Origin of the sequence: Dactylosporangium sp. NPDC005555, assembly GCF_040605635.1 — a bacterium.
In the GTDB taxonomy this organism is placed as follows: domain Bacteria; phylum Actinomycetota; class Actinomycetes; order Mycobacteriales; family Micromonosporaceae; genus Dactylosporangium.
In genome coordinates, this window is sequence record NZ_JBEXDG010000050.1 from 15,457 (window position 1) to 31,496 (window position 16,040).

At 71.9% G+C, this 16,040-nt stretch carries 12 protein-coding genes; 9 read left to right on the forward strand and 3 right to left on the reverse strand.

What is annotated here, in order from left to right; genetic code table 11:
• Positions 1 to 173 precede the first annotated feature (173 nt).
• On the reverse strand, positions 174 to 1,301 hold the full coding sequence (locus tag ABZS58_RS38115) for a cellulose binding domain-containing protein (protein ID WP_354788333.1): 1,128 nt from the start codon (positions 1,299 to 1,301) through the stop codon (positions 174 to 176).
• A gap of 192 nt (positions 1,302 to 1,493) precedes the next feature.
• Between ABZS58_RS38115 and ABZS58_RS38120 the strand changes: the two genes are divergently transcribed.
• From ABZS58_RS38120 to ABZS58_RS38155, 8 genes are all read left to right on the forward strand, one after another.
• Positions 1,494 to 2,234: an ROK family protein gene (locus tag ABZS58_RS38120; RefSeq protein ID WP_354788335.1), complete on the forward strand. Its 741-nt coding sequence runs from the start codon at positions 1,494 to 1,496 to the stop codon at positions 2,232 to 2,234.
• Positions 2,235 to 2,271: 37 nt separating this feature from the next.
• On the forward strand, positions 2,272 to 4,287 hold the full coding sequence (locus ABZS58_RS38125) for an alpha/beta fold hydrolase (RefSeq protein WP_354788336.1): 2,016 nt from the start codon (positions 2,272 to 2,274) through the stop codon (positions 4,285 to 4,287).
• Positions 4,287 to 5,450, forward strand: a complete 1,164-nt coding sequence (locus tag ABZS58_RS38130; protein ID WP_354788337.1) for a nucleotide disphospho-sugar-binding domain-containing protein — start codon at positions 4,287 to 4,289, stop codon at positions 5,448 to 5,450. The genes ABZS58_RS38125 and ABZS58_RS38130 overlap by 1 nt, the downstream gene beginning before the upstream one ends.
• Positions 5,426 to 5,698 carry a DUF2277 domain-containing protein gene (locus ABZS58_RS38135; RefSeq protein ID WP_354788339.1) on the forward strand — a complete coding sequence of 91 codons (273 nt, stop codon included), beginning with the start codon at positions 5,426 to 5,428 and terminating at the stop codon, positions 5,696 to 5,698. The genes ABZS58_RS38130 and ABZS58_RS38135 overlap by 25 nt, the downstream gene beginning before the upstream one ends.
• 193 nt (positions 5,699 to 5,891) lie before the next feature.
• Positions 5,892 to 9,821, forward strand: coding sequence for a choice-of-anchor D domain-containing protein (locus ABZS58_RS38140; RefSeq protein ID WP_354788340.1), 3,930 nt, complete (start codon positions 5,892 to 5,894; stop codon positions 9,819 to 9,821).
• A 288-nt stretch (positions 9,822 to 10,109) separates the two neighbouring features.
• Complete coding sequence (locus ABZS58_RS38145; RefSeq protein WP_354788342.1) at positions 10,110 to 11,372, forward strand: ABC transporter substrate-binding protein; 1,263 nt, start codon at positions 10,110 to 10,112, stop codon at positions 11,370 to 11,372.
• A complete protein-coding gene (locus ABZS58_RS38150; RefSeq protein WP_354788344.1) occupies positions 11,369 to 12,337 on the forward strand; it encodes a sugar ABC transporter permease in 969 nt (322 codons plus the stop codon). The genes ABZS58_RS38145 and ABZS58_RS38150 overlap by 4 nt, the downstream gene beginning before the upstream one ends.
• Before the next feature lie 210 nt (positions 12,338 to 12,547).
• Positions 12,548 to 13,453, forward strand: a complete 906-nt coding sequence (locus tag ABZS58_RS38155; RefSeq protein ID WP_354788346.1) for a carbohydrate ABC transporter permease — start codon at positions 12,548 to 12,550, stop codon at positions 13,451 to 13,453.
• Between the two features lie 627 nt (positions 13,454 to 14,080).
• Here the strand turns inward: ABZS58_RS38155 and ABZS58_RS38160 are convergent.
• Positions 14,081 to 14,971: a hypothetical protein gene (locus tag ABZS58_RS38160; protein ID WP_354788348.1), complete on the reverse strand. Its 891-nt coding sequence runs from the start codon at positions 14,969 to 14,971 to the stop codon at positions 14,081 to 14,083.
• Positions 14,968 to 15,102: a hypothetical protein gene (locus ABZS58_RS38165; protein WP_354788350.1), complete on the reverse strand. Its 135-nt coding sequence runs from the start codon at positions 15,100 to 15,102 to the stop codon at positions 14,968 to 14,970. The genes ABZS58_RS38160 and ABZS58_RS38165 overlap by 4 nt, the downstream gene beginning before the upstream one ends.
• Positions 15,103 to 15,266: 164 nt before the next feature.
• Between ABZS58_RS38165 and ABZS58_RS38170 the strand changes: the two genes are divergently transcribed.
• On the forward strand, positions 15,267 to 15,998 hold the full coding sequence (locus ABZS58_RS38170) for an ABC transporter ATP-binding protein (protein ID WP_354788352.1): 732 nt from the start codon (positions 15,267 to 15,269) through the stop codon (positions 15,996 to 15,998).
• The last annotated feature ends 42 nt before the right edge of the window (positions 15,999 to 16,040 follow it).

A 16,040-nucleotide genomic window follows, 5' to 3' on the forward strand; every position in this document is an offset into this window, starting at 1 on the left:
GACCTTCCGTGGGGCCTGTGCTCAACGGCAGCGTAGGACGGCCGCCCGGCTGGTCACGACGAAGTCACCGCGAGGACCTCGTCCCACCCCCGGCCCGGCGGTGAGGCCGACGGACTCCGGCGGCCGGCTGGCGATGTACCCCGGCGACGACGCCCTGACGTTCCACGGCCGCGTCAGCGGGAGGTGCAGGTCACGGGTGGGGTACCGGGGGCACCGGTGGCAAGGAAGCCGAACGTGGCCGTCGCGCCGGGGGCGAGTGCGCCGTTCCAGGCGGCGTTGAGCGCGGTGACGGTGCCGCCGGTCTGCGTGACGGTGGCGCCCCAGGACTGGGTGATCTGTTCGCCGCCGGTGTACGTGTACCGCGCGGTCCAGCCGGCGATCGGGGACGTGCCGCCGTTGCGGACGGTGACCTCGCCCTGGAAGCCGCCGGGCCACTGGCCGACGATCTTGTAGGTGGCGGCGCAGCCGGGGATCGGGGGGACGCTGTCGGACGGGAGCGCCGACCGTGAAGGTGAGGGCGACACCGAGCGCGAGGGCGACGGCGACACCGAGCGGGACGGTGACGGCGACGCCGAGCGGGACGGCGACGCGGAAGGCTGGACGCCGTCGAGGGCGCGGATCACGGCGGGCAGCCAGCGGTCCGCCATCTTGCGGTCGCCGGTGGCGTTGGGGTGGACGCCGTCGCCGGTGTCCGTGGCGGTGCTGAAGCCGGTCCACTGGTCGACGACCGTCACCGGGGAGGCCGTGGTGTTCTTGGCCGCCGCCCAGCCGGGGATCGCGGCGTTGAGGGCGACCACGCGGGCGGCGCATTCGGTGCAGCTGGACGGGTTCATCGGGATGATCTGCGCGACGAGGACCCGCATGGCCGGGTTGCTGGCGCGCATCTGGTCGACGAGCTTGCCGTACGCGGCGAGGATGACGTCGGTGGAGCGGTTGCTCCACACGTCGTTGGTGCCGAAGTGCATGAGGACGACGTCGGGCCGGGTCGCGGACAGCCAGGCGGGCAGCTGGTTCTGGTCGGCGACCGCGGTGACGAGCGCGCCGCCGTGGCCCTCGCCGTCGCCGTCGTACGCCACCCCGCAGCCCTGCGGTGCCTGGGTCCCGACGAAGTCGATGTTGGTGTGCCCGCTCGCCTGCAGGTCGTTCCACAGCAGCGCCCGCCAGCAGCCCGGGTTGCCGGTGATCGAGTCGCCGAGGGGCATGATGCGCACCGCGGCCGCGGCGGCGGGTCCGGCCGGCAGCGTGAGCAGCGTGACCGCGCCGACGACGGCGGCGGTGAGGAGCGCGAGAAGGGTCCGCATCCGCGCAGTACAGCAGCGCTCTTCGATGCCGTTCAATGCCCTTCGAGGCCCGGGACCGTCGCCCCAGGTCCCGGGACCGCCGACGATGAAACCTACACGGCCGCGGCGGTCGGGCGGCGCGTCGCGCCTGTCGTCACGCGGGCTTCGACGTCGGATGCGCGGGCCCGCCGGTCGGCGGGCAGAATCCTTGGGATGGTGACGACGCTGACGGTCGACTGCGGTGGTGGCGGGCTCAAGGCCGCCGTGGTCGACGACACCGACACGCTGTGCTGCGAGCCGGTGCGGGTGCCGACGCCGTATCCGCTGCCACCGGCCCGCCTCGTCGCGGCGCTGCTGGACATCGCGGCGGGGCTGCCGGCCGCGGACCGGGTCACGGTCGGCCTGCCGGGGATGATCCGGCACGGTGTCGTCGTCGCGACCCCGCACTACGTCAACGAGGCCGGCCCGCACACCCCGGTCGACCCGGAGCTGTTCGCCCTGTGGAAGGGCTTCGACGCCCGCGCCGACCTCGAGCGCGCCTTCGAGCGGCCGGTCCTGGTGCTCAACGACGCCGAGGTGCACGGCGCCGCCCTGGTCGAGGGCAGCGGGCTGGAGCTCGTGCTCACCCTCGGCACCGGGCTGGGCAGCGCATTGTTCGACGACGGGCGGCTCGCCCCGCATCTGGAGCTGTCGCACGCGCCGTACTCCAAGGGGCGCACCTACGACGACTTCCTCGGCGAGCTGGAGCGGCGCCGGCTCGGCGACCGGCGCTGGTCGCGGCGCGTGCTGCGGATCGTCGACGGGCTGCGGCCCGTGTTCCGCTGGGACCGGCTGTACCTCGGCGGCGGCAACGCGGAGCGCCTGGTGGTGCCGATGCCGGACGACGTGCGCCTGGTGCCGAACCAGGCCGGGGTCCGCGGCGGCTCACGGGCCTGGACCCTCATCGGCGTGTAACGTCCGTTCTGTCCGGAATGCGCCGTATCGTGGTGCGGTGACCACGGTATGTGACGACGTGCTGGAGACCGCCCGCGGCTCCGTCGCCGCGCTGCGCGCGCTGCCGCCGCCGGCCGCCGACACCGGGGTCCCCGTCGTGCTGTGCCCGGGCCTGATCGGCTCGAAGGAGGACTTCCTGCCGCTGCTGCCGGCCCTGGCCGCCGCCGGGTACCGGGCCTACGCCTACGACTACCACGGCCACTACGGCGTCTCGGAGGACGGCGACCATTCGATCCACCGGCACGCGCAGGACCTGATCGCCGTCCTGGACGCCCTGGGTGCCGAGAAACCGCACGTCGTCGGGCACTCCTACGGCGGGTTCGTGGTCCGGGCCGCCGCCCTCGCCGAGCCGGACCGCCTCGGGTCCGCCGCGCTCATCGGCAGCGGGCCCGGCATGGACGGCCCAAAGCACCGCAAGATCCTCGGCGGCTTCGACCACACGCTGTCGCTGCAGGGCAACGCCGTCATGTGGCCGGTCGTGCGGCGGCTCGTCCCCGAGGACGACGTGGCCCGGCGCGAGTTCTGGCGGACCCGGCTGCGGCTGATGCGCCCCGCGTTCGTCCGCGGTGCCCTGGCGTCCCTCGCCGGGGAGACCGACCGGGCCGAGGGGCTGCGCGCCACCCGGCTGCCGCTGCTGGTCATGCACGGTCACCGGGACCGCAAGCTGTGGTCCGCGACGGAGTTCGCCGGCTACGCCGAACGCGCCGGCGCGTCCCTGGCCGTCATCGCCGGCGCCGCGCACAGCCCCAACCTGGAGCAGCCGGGCCCGACCGCCGACGCGCTGCTGCGCTTCTGGGCGGAGACCGACCGGCGGCGGGCCCTGCGGACGTTCGTCGACCTGGTGCGCCCGACCGCGCGCGCCGACCCGTATCCGGCCTACCGGCGGCTGCGCGGGGCGACCCCCGTCCTGCCCGTGCAGCTGCCCGGCAAGGCGGAGGCGGTGGTGCTCACCCGGTACGCCGACTGCGCCCGCCTCCTGCAGGACGCCACCTTCGTCAGCGCCGGCGAGGCCCCGGAACTGCTCACCCCGACCTGGCGCGACCACCGGCTGGTCCGCTGCCTCTACCAGTCGTTCGGCTGGCGGGAAGGTCCGGCGCACCTGCCGCTGCGCACCGCCCTGGCCCGGCGGCTCACCCCGCGCCGCTGCCCGGTCCAGCACGCCGACGTCGTCGAGGTCGCCACGTCGGTGCTGGACGACTTCGAGCGACGGCTCGCCGGGGGAGCGGTGGTCAACCTCGCCGAGGCCGTCGCCGTGCCGTTCGCGTCGCTGGTCACCGGGCGGCTCCTCGGCATCCCGGACGCCGCCGCGCTGCGGCTCGGTGCCGCCGCCCGCGCCGGGAGTGCGGCGTTCGAGCCGTTCATGACACCCCGGCAGCGCGCCGCCATGGCGGCCGCCGGGGAGATCATCATCGACACCCTGCAACGGCATGCCGATGACGGGCTCCTCGGTCTCGTCCGCGCGCACCGGCCGGACGGCGGCGAGCAGTACCAGGGCGACCTCGCGCTGCTGTTCGGCGCCGCCTACGACTCCCCGGCGAGCCTCATCACCCTCGGCGCCCGGCTCCTGCTGACCCACCCCGGCCAGGCGGACGAGCTGCGCCGGGACCCCGCCACCGCCGAGCGCGCCGTCGAGGAGATCCTCCGTTACGACCCGCCCGTCCAGATCGCCGTCCGGATCGCGACCGAGGCGTGCGAGTTCGGCGGCGTGCCCGTCGCACCCGGCACCGCCCTGCTCGGCATCCTCGGCGCGGCCAACCGCGACCCCGCGTACACCGACGACCCCGACACGTTCCGGATCACCCGGCGCACCACGCGGCCGCCGCTGTCCTTCGGCACCGGACGGCACTACTGCCCGGGCTCCGCCCTCGCCCGCACGCACGCGCAGGTGCTGTTCCCGATGCTGCTGCGCCGCTTCCCCGGCCTTCGCCTCGCCGGGGCGCCCAGGTTCCGCTCGCCCGGCACCGTGCTGCGCGGCATCGAAGACCTACCCGTCGTTGATTGCGAGGCCTCCTGATGCGGGTGCTGTTCACCATCAATCCGGCGCCCGGGCACCTGTACGCGCTGGTGCCCCTGGCCTGGGCGATGCACCTGAGCGGGCACGACGTCCTCGTCGCCGCGCCGCAGTCGATGGGGCAGCAGATCCGCCGCGCCGGGCTCAGCCACGCCGTCGTCGGCGGCGACGCGTCGTTCTTCGAGCTGTGGCCGCCGCACCTGCGCCTCGGCGGCAACGACACCCTCGACCTCACCGTCTTCGCCGCCATCGCCGAACGCACCGGCCCCGACGTCGTCGCCCTCGCCCGCGCCTGGCGGCCCGACCTCATCGTCACCGAACCCGTCGAATACGCGGCGCCCCTGGCCGCCACGCTCCTGGGCATCCCATGGGTGCTGCACCACTGGGGCCTTCCTGTCCCCTCCGACGTGCACCGCGCCGCGCTCGCCGACATCGCCGACCGGCTGCTGCGCCTCGCCGACGTCCTCGGCGTCTCACAGTCGACCGACGCGCCGCTCACGACCGTCGACACGTGCCCGCCGTCGCTGCGCTTTGCCGATTCGGTCCCGGGGCTGCCGATGCGGTACATCCCGTACAACAGCGCCAGCACGCTGCCGGAATGGCTGTTCGCGCCCCGCGTGCGGCCCCGGGTCTGCGTCTCCATGGGCACCGTGCCGATCCCCGAGGGCGTCGACGGGCTCACCGCCGCCGTCGAGGGGATGCGCGACCTCGACGTGGAGGTCGTCGTCAGCGGCGCCGGCGTGCACGGCATCGAGGACCTGCCGCCCAACGCCCGTCGCGTCGGGTGGCTGCCGCACCACGTGCTGCTGCCCACCTGCGACCTGTTCGTGCACCACGGGGGGTCCGGCAGTTCCATGGCCGCCCTCGGTGCGGGTCGTCCGCAGCTGGTACTGCCGCAGATGTGCGACCAGTTCAGCATCGCCGACCGGCTCGCGGCCGCCGGTGTCGCGCGCGGCGTCGCCTTCGCCGACCGGTCCCCGGCGGCGGTCCGCACCGCCGTCCGCGCGCTGCTCGCCGACAGCGCCGTCACCCGCCGCGCCGGCCGGATCCGCGACGAGATCGCCGCGCTGCCCTCGCCTGCGGCGGTGGCCGCGACCCTGGCGGGCCTGACGGCGGGCGCCCGGCCTGGCATGGTGGAGGCATGTGCAGGAACATCCGGGTACTGAACAACTTCGAGCCGCCGGCGACCGAGGACGAGATCGAGGCCGCCGCCGTCCAGTACGTGCGCAAGGTCGCCGGCATGACCCGCCCCTCGCAGGCGAACCAGGCCGCCTTCGACGCCGCGGTCGCCGCGGTCGCCGCGGCGACCCGCGAACTGCTCGGCGGCCTCGTCACCAACACCCCGCCCCGCGACCGCAAGATCGAGGCGGCCAAGGCAAAGGCCCGGGCCGCCGAACGCTACGGGACCCGCTAGCCGTTACGCGCGCTCCGCGCGGGTCTCGCCATGATCCGGAAGACTTCTTGTCGCTGGGGCGACTACAGCTCTTCCGGATCATGGAGGACCATTCGTCGAAAAATTTCAAAGTGCGGTCAGCATCTTGCGGTGAGGGATCGACCAAGTTACGGTTCGTTCCTTCATCGTTGCCGTTCCCCGCCAGGAGCGTGTCATGCGCCGTGCCCTATTCCGTCTCCTGCCGGCAGCGCTGACGCTGACCGCAGCCGTTGCCGTGCCTGCTCCCGCGCAGGCCGACGCCACCACGATCTCCGTCGACAACCTCCGGACCGGCTGGGACAGCAACGAGCCGGGGCTCGCGCCGTCGGCCGTCTCCGCGTCCGACTTCGGCCAGCTGTACTCGGCCACCGTCAACGGCCAGGTGTACGCGACGCCGATCGTCGCCGCAGGCACCCTGATCACCGCCACCGAGAACAACTGGGTGTACGGGCTCAACCCCGCGACCGGCGCCGTGATCTGGTCCCGCAGTGTCGGGCCGGCGTGGCCCGCGTCCGCGATCGGCTGCGGCGACCTGGTGCCCAACATCGGTGTCACCAGCACCCCGGTCTACGACCCGGTGACCGGTTCGGTGTTCTTCATGGCCAAGGTCAACGACGGCCCCGACGCCGACCACCCGCACTTCTACCTGCACTCGATCAACCCCGCGACCGGCGTCGAACGGTCCGGCTGGCCGGTGACGATCCAGGGCTCGCCGACCAACGACCCCGGCAACACGTTCAACGCGAAGACCGCCGCCCAGCGCCCCGGCCTGCTGCTGCTCGACGGCGTCGTCTACGCCGGGTTCGCCAGCCACTGCGACTACGGCCCGTACGTCGGGTACATCGCCGGCGTGCGTACCACGACGCCGCAGATGACGACGCTGTGGTCGACGGAGGCCGGGCGCAGCAACGGCATGGCCGGCATCTGGCAGTCCGGCGGTGGCCTCGTCTCCGACGGGCCCGGCCGGATCATCGTCTCCACCGGCAACGGCGTCTCGCCCGCACCCGGCCCCGGCACCAGCCCGCCCGGCACCCTCGCCGAGTCGATCATCCGGCTGCAGGTCAACGGCGACGGCTCGCTGACCGCGAAGGACTTCTTCAGCCCGTTCAACAACAGCCGCCTCGACCAGGACGACACCGACTTCGGCTCCGGCGGCCCGATGGCGCTGCCCGCGGGCTTCGGCACCGCCGCCCATCCGAAACTGCTGGTGCAGACCGGCAAGGACGGCCGCGTGTACCTGCTGAACCGCGACAACCTGGGCGGCAACGCGCAGGGGCCGGGCGGCGGCGACGCGTCCGTCGGCCCGCCCGCCGGACCGTACAACGGCGTCTGGGGACACCCGGCGTTCTGGGGCGGCGACGGCGGCTACGTCTACCAGGTCGAGAACCAGGGCTTCCTGCGCGCGTTCAAGTACGGCGTCAACGGCGCCGGCCTGCCCGTCCTCACCTCGGCCGGGACCAGCGCGTCCACGTTCGGCTACACGTCCGGCTCGCCGGCCGTGACGTCCACCGGCACCACCTCCGGATCGGCCATCGTGTGGGCCGTCTACAGCGACGGGTCCAACGGCGCCAACGGCCAGCTGCGCGCCTACGACGCGCTGCCCGTCAACGGCAGGCTCAACCTGCGCTACAGCGCGCCGATCGGGGTCGCGACGAAGTTCATCACCCCCGCGACCGACGGCGGCCGGGTGTTCATCGGCACCCGCGACGGGCACGTCATCGGCTTCGGCCGGCCCACCACGGCGGCCCTGACCAGCAGCCCCACCGACTTCGGCAGCGTCGGCGTCGGCAGTACGGCCAACGCCACCGTCACCGTGACCGCCACCCGCGCGGTCAGCGTCTCGGCGATCACGACCGCCGCGCCGTTCGCCGCGACCGCGCCGGCGCTGCCGGTGAACCTCACCACCGGGCAGACCCTCTCCGTGCCGGTGCGGTTCACACCCACCGCGACCGGCGGCGCGACCGCCAGCCTCACCTTCACCACCGACGCCGGGACCGTGCCGTTCGACCTGCACGGCGTCGGCACCCGGCCCGGCCTCGGCGCGACCCCGTCGACGCTGGCGTTCGGGACCGTGCCGACCGGCGCCAACAAGACCCTCGGCGTCAGCGTCACCAACACCGGCACGTCCGCGGTGACCATCACGGGCTTCACGCCGCCGGCCGCGCCGTTCACCGCCATCGGCGCCCCCGCGACCGGCACGACCCTCGCCGCGGGCGCGTCCGTGTCCGTGTCCGTGCGGTACACGCCGACCACCGCGGGCAACCAGAGCAGCTCCTTCATCGTGACCAGCAGCGCCGGCGCCGTCACCGTCCCGGTCACCGGCACCGCGGTCTCCGGCGCGCCGCACCTGACGATCACGCCGAACCCGGTCGCGTTCGGGCAGGTGCCGGTCGGGCAGACGGCGACGCAGACGTTCGACATCGCCAATACGGGCAACATCGCGCTGACACTGACGAAGGCGGCGCCGCCGGTCGGGGCGTTCAACACCACCACGCCGGTGTCCGAGGGGCAGCAGCTGTCGCCCGGTGACGTCATCCACCAGACGGTGACCTTCACACCGTCCTCGGCGGGCGCGCAGTCGGCGGTGTACTCGATCACCGGCGACGACGGGCAGGGCGCGATCCTCGTGCAGCTGACCGGGACCGGCGTGACGGGCACCGGGACCACCAACATGGCCGCGGGCCGTCCGGTGACCTCCTCCAGCGCGCAGGGCGGCTACCCGGCGACCAACGCCGTCGACGCCGACGTGAACTCCTACTGGGAGAGCGCCAACAACGCGTTCCCGCAATGGATCCAGGTCGACCTCGGCTCGACGGTCGCCGTCGGCAAGGTGACGGTCAAGGTCCCGCCGGCCGCCGCCTGGGCCGCCCGGCGGCAGACCATCGCGGTCCTCGACGGTGCCTCCGGTGCGGTGCTGCGTCCCGCGGCCGACGTCGCGCTCGACCCGGCGACCGGCAACACCGCCGACATCCCGGTCACCGGCGCCGTGCGCTATCTGCGGCTGCAGATCACCGGCAACACCGGATGGCCCGCCGGTCAGCTGTCGAGCTTCGAGGTGTACGGGACGGGCGGTGGACCCGCGACGCTCACGCTGAGCCCGACGGCACTGTCCTTCGAGGACACCGCGGTCAACGACAACAGCGACTGGCAGACGGTGCTGGTCACGAACACGGGATCCGGACCGGCGACGGTCTCCGGGATCACCGCCACCGGCGACTACACCCGCGTCACCACCTGCGGGACCGTCATCGCGGCCGGGGCCAACTGCACCGTCACCGTCACGTTCCATCCCACCGCCGCCGGCACCCGCACCGGGACGCTGACGGTCGCCTACGGCGGTTCGTCGGTGGGTGTGGCGTTGTCCGGCAAGGGCGTGGCCACCGGCAGCCCGGCGCTGACGGCGAACCCGACCACGCTGAACTTCGCGGCCACCACGGTCGGCTCGTACAGCGGCGCGCAGACCGTCACGGTCACCAACACCGGCACCGCGGCGGCGAACGTCTCCGGGGTCAGCGTCGCCGGCGACTACTCGCAGACGAACACGTGCGGCACGACGATCGCGGCCGGGGCGAACTGCACGGTCAGCGTGACGTTCCGGCCGACCGTGACCGGCACCCGGACCGGCTCGCTGACCGTCAACTACGGCGGCACCCCGCTCAGCGTCGTGCTGTCCGGGCAGGGCGCCTCGGCGAGCGGGCAGAACCTGGCGCTGGGCCGGCCGACCACGCAGTCGTCGAACACGCAGAACTACGGCTCCGGCAACGTCGTGGACGGCGACGCCAACACGTACTGGGAGAGCGCCAACAACGCCTTCCCGCAATGGGTGCAGATCGACCTCGGCTCGACGGTCGCCGTCGGCAGGGTCACCCTGCGGCTGCCCCCGTCGACGGCGTGGGCGACGCGCACCCAGACGGTCACGGTGACCGACGGCTCGACCGGCGCGGTGCTCCGCTCCTCGATCACCGTCACCTTCGACCCGGCGACCGGCAACACCGCGATCCTGTCGTTCCCGGCGGCGAACGTCCGCTACCTGCGGATCACCGTCACCGCCAACAGCGGCTGGCCCGCCGGGCAGCTGTCCGAGGTGGAGGCCTACAACCTCTAGCAAAGTTGTCAGACGTTTTCTGGCACGCTGGCAGTCCCGGGGTCTGTGCGGCCCCGGGACTTTCGGCGGATCGAACCATACTTCTGGTCGCGAGATAAGTCGTCCGTGCGTCTCGGGTTGACCCTCCGGTTGACGCCGCTTGTCGAACCGGACGTTCATCACCAAACGACTTCCGTTCGCACTAGGTTCACTCGACGACATGAGTGAGCCGCGTCTCTGCTGCTACCGCTTCGCAGGCGCTCACCTGTGGATGGATTCGCCCGCCAGCGAGGCCACGGGAGGTTCGACGTGTGGAAGGGCCGCCTGGCCATCATCGCGCTGCTGGCCGTGTCGCTGCTGGCAGGACTGTCGCAGCTGACCGTCGGGGGCGCGAGCGACGACCAGCTCGAGGTCTACTCCTGGTGGACCGGCCCCGGTGAGGAGGAGGGCCTGGCCGCGATGGCCGAGGCCTTCGAGGCGGCGAACCCCGGCATCCGCTTCGTCAACGCCGCCGTCTCCGGCGGTGCGGGCTCCAACGCCAAGGCGATCCTCGCCAGCAGGCTCCTCGCCAACGATCCACCCGACTCCTATCAGCGCCACGCCGGTCTGGAACTGCTCGACGACGTGCGCTCCGGCAAGGTCCAGGACCTGACCGGCCTCTACGAGGAACAGGGCTGGGGCAAGGTCTTCCCGAAGGGCCTGCTGGACAACCTCACCATCGACGGCAAGATCTACGCCGTCCCGGTGAACATCCACCGGGCGAACCTCATCTGGTTCAACCCTCGCACGCTGCGCGAACTCGGCATCGCCGGCCCGCCGAAGACCTGGGCCGACTTCCTCGACCAGGCCGCGCTGATCCGGGGCAAGGGCAAGGTGCCGCTCGCCGTCGGCCCGGAGTGGACACAGAAGCACCTCATGGAGACCGTCCTGCTCGGGGAGCTCGGCGCCGACGCCTACGAGCGGCTCTTCGCCGGCGACCTCGGCTGGACCTCACCGCAGGTCACCTCGGCCCTCGACATGTTCGGCAAGGTCCTCGGCAGCTCCGACGTGAAGTCCGCCGCCGGCGAGTGGCAGCCGCAGCTCGACCGGATCGTCGAGGGCTCCGCGGTGTACGCCGTCATGGGCGACTGGAGCTCCTCCTACCTGGAGCAGTCGAAGAAGCTGCGGTGGCGCGACGGCTACGACGTCGCCACCTCACCCGGCACCGAAGGTGTCTACGACTTCCTCTCCGACTCCTTCACCCTCCCGACGGGCGTCCGGTCCCCTGAGCTGTCCCGCAAGTGGCTCATCGAGTGCGGCTCCGCCGACGGGCAGAACCTGTTCAACCCCTTGAAGGGCTCCATCCCCGCCCGTACCGACGCGTCGGCGGACCTCTACCAGGGGTACCTCGGCTGGACGCTGCAGCACTGGCGTGACCCTCGCACACGCATCGTCGGGTCCCTCGCGCACGGCGTCGTGGCCAACAACGCCTACAACGCCGAGATCGACTCCGCGCTCGGACTGTTCGTCCAGCACGGCGACCTCGGCAAGTTCGCCAGCACCGTGCAGCAGCAGTTCCAGGAGACCCGATGACCGCCCCCGTGCACGTGCCGCGGCATTCCAATGCCCCGCCGTCGCGCCCCTTCGTCCCGCCGCCCGTGCGCCGCCGCAAGCACCGCGGCCCGGCGTGGCTGGCCGGGCTGCTGCTCGTCTCCCCGTCGCTGATCCTGATCGGCGTCTTCGTCTACGGGTTCCTCGGCTGGAACGTCCGCGTCTCATTCACGAACTGGCGGGGTCTCTCGCCGTCGTACCACTTCGTGGGCTTTTCCAACTACACCCGTCTCATGCGCGACGAACGCTGGCACGCCGACGTCCGCAACCTCGTCGTCTTCACCGCCGTGTTCGTCGGCGGCTCCCTGCTCCTCGGCTTCCTCATGGCCATGCTGCTGGACAAGGGCGTGCGCGGCGAAGGCTTCCTCCGCGGCGTCTTCCTCTTCCCGATGGCCATCTCCTTCATCGCCACCGCCATCGTCTGGCGCTGGCTGCTGGACAACGGCTCCGGCTCCGACACCGCCGGCCTGAACAAGCTCTTCGCCGTCCTCGGCCTGGACTTCCTGCGCAGCGACTGGCACAAGTCGGACTCGATCTGGGCGATCGCCGCCGTCGCGCTGCCCGCCGGCTGGGCCCTCTCCGGCTACGTCATGGCCCTGTTCCTCGCCGGCATGCGCGGCGTCCCGGAAGCCCTGCGTGAGTCCGCCCGCCTCGACGGCGCCAGCGAGACCCAGGTCTTCTGGCACGTCGTGCGCCCCGCCCTGCGCCCCGTCACCTTCAGCGCCCTGCTCATCATGATTCACATCTCGCTGAAGACCTTCGACCTCCTGTACGCCCTCGACCAGGGCAACCTGCGCATCGACACGCCTTCGCTGTACATGTGGTTCACCACCTTCGACGGCGGCTTCTACGACCGCGGCTCAACCATCGCCACGGTCCTGCTCGTCGGGGTGGCACTCGTCGTCGGCCCCTATGTCTGGTACGCCCTGCGCACGGAACGGCGGTAGCCGCATGGCGCCCGGACTTCCTCCTGCTGTGTCCACCCCTGGCACCACTACACGCGTCGTTACGCCGTTCGTCGTTGCGCCGTTCGTCGTTACGCCGTTCGTCGTTGCGCCGCACTGCGTTGTGTCGGGCCGCGTTTCGTCGGGCCGCGTTTCGTCGCGTGGCGCTGGTCCGCGTCACATCACCTCGCGCCCGGAACGGGGGTAGTCCGCATGGTGCGCGCCACCGCCACAGTGCCCCGGCACGTGGTCTCCGACCCGATCCCGCCCGCGGCGTCGAAAGCCGCCGGCGGTGCACGCAGCGTCGTGCGGTACGTCGTCCTCTGGGCCCTCGCCTGCTTCTTCCTCCTACCCGTCTACGTCCTGGTGGTCACCTCCTTCAAGGATCCCGTCGACGTGTCGGTCACGAGGATCTGGGAGCTGCCGACCAGCCTCTCCCTCGACAACTTCGGCCTCGTCTGGCCGAAGCTCGCCTCCGGCTTCCGCAACAGCCTGTCCCTCGCGATCCCGGCCAGCCTCCTCTCGGCGCTGCTCGGCTGCGCCAACGGGTTCGTGCTGTCGAAGATCCGCTTCCCGTTCGCCAACGTGGTCTTCCCGCTGATCCTGTTCGGCATCTTCGTGCCCTACCAGGCCGTGATCATCCCCGTCTCGCAGACCATGACGTTCGTCGGCCTGCGCGGCGGCAACGACCCGACCGGCGGCCTCGCCGGCCTGATGCTCATCCACATCATCTACGGCCTGCCGATCACGACCCTCATCTTCCGCAACCACTTCGTGGCCATGTCCAACACGCTGCTCGAGTCCGCCCGTCTCGACGGGGCCGGCATCCTGCGCACCTTCGTGGACATCGCGGTGCCCCTCGCCAAGCCGGCGTTCGCCGTGGCCATCATCTGGCAGTTCACCTCCTCCTGGAACGACTTCATGTTCGGCGCCATGATGACCAGCCGCGACTCCTGGCCGGTGACGATCGCCCTCAACAACATCGCCGGCGGTCAGTCCGTCCCCTTCGGTCAGGCGATGGCCGGCGCCCTCCTGGTGAGCCTTCCCACACTCGCCCTCTACATCATGCTGGGCCGGTTCTTCATGCGCGGCCTGCTCGCGGGCACCCTGCAGGACTGACCTGAGTCCCACCACCATCCCTGCACGGGCAGAATTACCGATGCGCCGCCTCCGTCATGCCGCGATGCTTCCTTCCGACCGGTCCCTGACCACGGAGGTACTGACATGAACGACATCACGCGCGGCTGGGCAGGCCCAAGCCTCACCACCGCTCCTGGATGACGCCCCGAATTCCTCTTTTTCATGATCCGGAAGACTTTGTGTCGTCATAGCGGCACAAACTCTTCCGGATCATCAAGAACCCCACCGAAGCGGCGCAGACGACACAAACGCACGTTCGCTCGACCGAGGGTCCGCATGCGGCTCACCCACCAACCGCCGCCGGGCGGCGCGGCGACCATGACCACCGCGCCCGCACTGACATCCCCCGGCCGTCCCCCGCATCGCCGCCGAGGTACCCACCATCCGGCACACCACCACCCCACGACTCCACCAGCCGCGGCCAGACCCGACCCCCCGGTGCAAACTGATCACCCACCACAGACGCAGAGCGGCGACCACCTCGAGACCGACGGGCCGCACGGCCGTTGTGGTGCCACTCGTACACCACCGAGGCGGACGTGACCCTGCCCTCGGCCCGGCCTCCCAGCAGGCCGTCGCGATCACGTGATCCAGCGGAGTCGTCGATCAGGTGATCTGGCGGGGCTGAGCCGCATACCCGCACTCGCAACGGAACCCGTAGATCGAGCCGCCCACCCCGCCGAACTCCCCGGTCCGCAACTGCCCGACGAACCACATCGGCCGCCCACAACACCCCGGCCACTGCGGATACGCCTGCAACCACTCAGGTCGCCCGCCGAACTGTCCCACGTCGTCCCACCGGCGCTCACCGGCGGGGGCGAGCCGCAACCGCAGCCGTTGCGGCTCGTCGTCGGGCGGATAGCCGGGACACGACTCGTCGCGCTCCTCCTCGAACCTCCCCAGCCGCCAGCCGTAGTCACCGCGCAGCTCCTCGTCGGCGTCGCACTCGGAGCAGAAGCTCATCACGAACGGATGCCCGCCTCCCCGCACCGCGGGCGGCAGCAACGCGTCACTCACCAGCAGCGGCACCGTGAGCGGCAGCGCGCACCCCAGCCCGCGCGGATCCTCGAACACCGTGCCCGGCTCGGCGAACGTCTCCAGCCGGCGATCGGCACTGCGCGCCGTCACGATCGTGCGCGCCTCCGACGTGTACCGCCGCACGGCCGGGCCGTCCGCCGGCGCCCACACTCCCCGTGCCCCGCACATCAGCCTGACCGACTCGAACGTCTGCGCGAGCCGGGTCAGGTGCGCGAGCGCGCGGTCCGTGTCGGCCCCGAGCAGCAGCTCGACCCGCGCGGAGCGGAGATCGGGCGGCATCTCATACCGCCGTGGCTTGGCGGGTGGGGAGGCGGCGATCCGATCGGCGAGCCGGTCGACGAGCTCGTCGGGGGCGTTCGCCGACGTCCGCCAGAACCCGGCCCGGTCGGCGTCGACGAGCCGGGCCACGGCCGCATCGGTGAAGTCCTCCACCACCGTGCCACGATAGCGACCGCTCATGCCACGAACCTGATCTCCGGATACCGCGGCGACACCCCGTCGAGCAGCGCGGAGCGGACGCCGTGGCTCAGGCCGGCGCCGACGGCAGCGGCGACCAGCAGGCGGCGGCGGGGCAGTGACATGGGATGCATCGCGGATCCTCTCGCTCGGTGCCGCCGAAGCTAGCCCCGCCGTGACCGCCGTGTCGTCCTCCCCGGGACCGACCCGAAAGCGCCGGTGTCCGACCTGAGTAGGACACCCATGGTGTGCTTGACGATGACGACGCGGCACCCGCACCCCGCCTACCTTGCCTCCCATGACAACGACGCTCGCGGTCGAAGTGACCGACCTGGTGAAGGTGCATGGAACAGGCGACACCACGGTGCGCGCCCTGGACGGCGTCGGCGTCGCGTTCCCCGCCGGCGAGTTCACCGCGATCATGGGACCGTCCGGGTCCGGCAAGTCCACGCTGATGCACTGTCTCGCCGGCCTGGACTCCGCCACGTCCGGCTCGATCCGCCTGGGCGGCACCGAGCTGGCGGGCCTGTCCGACAAGGCGTTGACGCTGCTGCGCCGGGAGCGGGTCGGGTTCGTCTTCCAGTCCTTCAATCTGCTGCCGACGCTGACCGCGGAGCAGAACATCCTGCTGCCGTTCGACCTCGCCGGCCGAAAACCCGACCGTCGCCGGTTGGCGCAGGTGGTGTCGGTGCTCGGCCTCGGTGAGCGGCTGCGGCACACGCCGAGTCAGCTGTCCGGTGGCCAGCAGCAGCGGGTGGCGTGTGCCAGGGCGCTGCTCGGCCGGCCCGACGTGGTCTTCGCCGACGAGCCGACCGGCAACCTCGACTCCCGCACGGGCGCAGACGTCCTGGACGTCCTGCGTCGCAGCGTCCGTGAGCTGGGTCAGACCGTGGTCATGGTGACGCACGACCCCGTCGCGGCGTCCTACGCCGACCGGGTCGTGATGCTCGCGGACGGCCGCATCGTCGACGAGCTGCGCCGCCCCACTCCCGAGGCCGTTCTGGACCTGCTCAAGCGACTGGGGGCCTGAGATGCGCCGCACCATACTGTCTGGACCGCGGCCGCGGCGGCT

Bases quoted from the DNA above. Each gene is read 5' to 3' on its own strand.
- ABZS58_RS38115 (WP_354788333.1), bottom strand. From the start codon at position 1,301: ATGCGGACCCTTCTCGCGCTCCTCACCGCCGCCGTCGTCGGCGCGGTC.
- ABZS58_RS38120 (WP_354788335.1), top strand. From the start codon at position 1,494: ATGGTGACGACGCTGACGGTCGACTGCGGTGGTGGCGGGCTCAAGGCC.
- ABZS58_RS38130 (WP_354788337.1), top strand. From the start codon at position 4,287: ATGCGGGTGCTGTTCACCATCAATCCGGCGCCCGGGCACCTGTACGCG.
- ABZS58_RS38135 (WP_354788339.1), top strand. From the start codon at position 5,426: ATGTGCAGGAACATCCGGGTACTGAACAACTTCGAGCCGCCGGCGACC.
- ABZS58_RS38140 (WP_354788340.1), top strand. From the start codon at position 5,892: ATGCGCCGTGCCCTATTCCGTCTCCTGCCGGCAGCGCTGACGCTGACC.
- ABZS58_RS38150 (WP_354788344.1), top strand. From the start codon at position 11,369: ATGACCGCCCCCGTGCACGTGCCGCGGCATTCCAATGCCCCGCCGTCG.
- ABZS58_RS38155 (WP_354788346.1), top strand. From the start codon at position 12,548: ATGGTGCGCGCCACCGCCACAGTGCCCCGGCACGTGGTCTCCGACCCG.
- ABZS58_RS38160 (WP_354788348.1), bottom strand. From the start codon at position 14,971: ATGAGCGGTCGCTATCGTGGCACGGTGGTGGAGGACTTCACCGATGCG.
- ABZS58_RS38165 (WP_354788350.1), bottom strand. From the start codon at position 15,102: ATGCATCCCATGTCACTGCCCCGCCGCCGCCTGCTGGTCGCCGCTGCC.
- ABZS58_RS38170 (WP_354788352.1), top strand. From the start codon at position 15,267: ATGACAACGACGCTCGCGGTCGAAGTGACCGACCTGGTGAAGGTGCAT.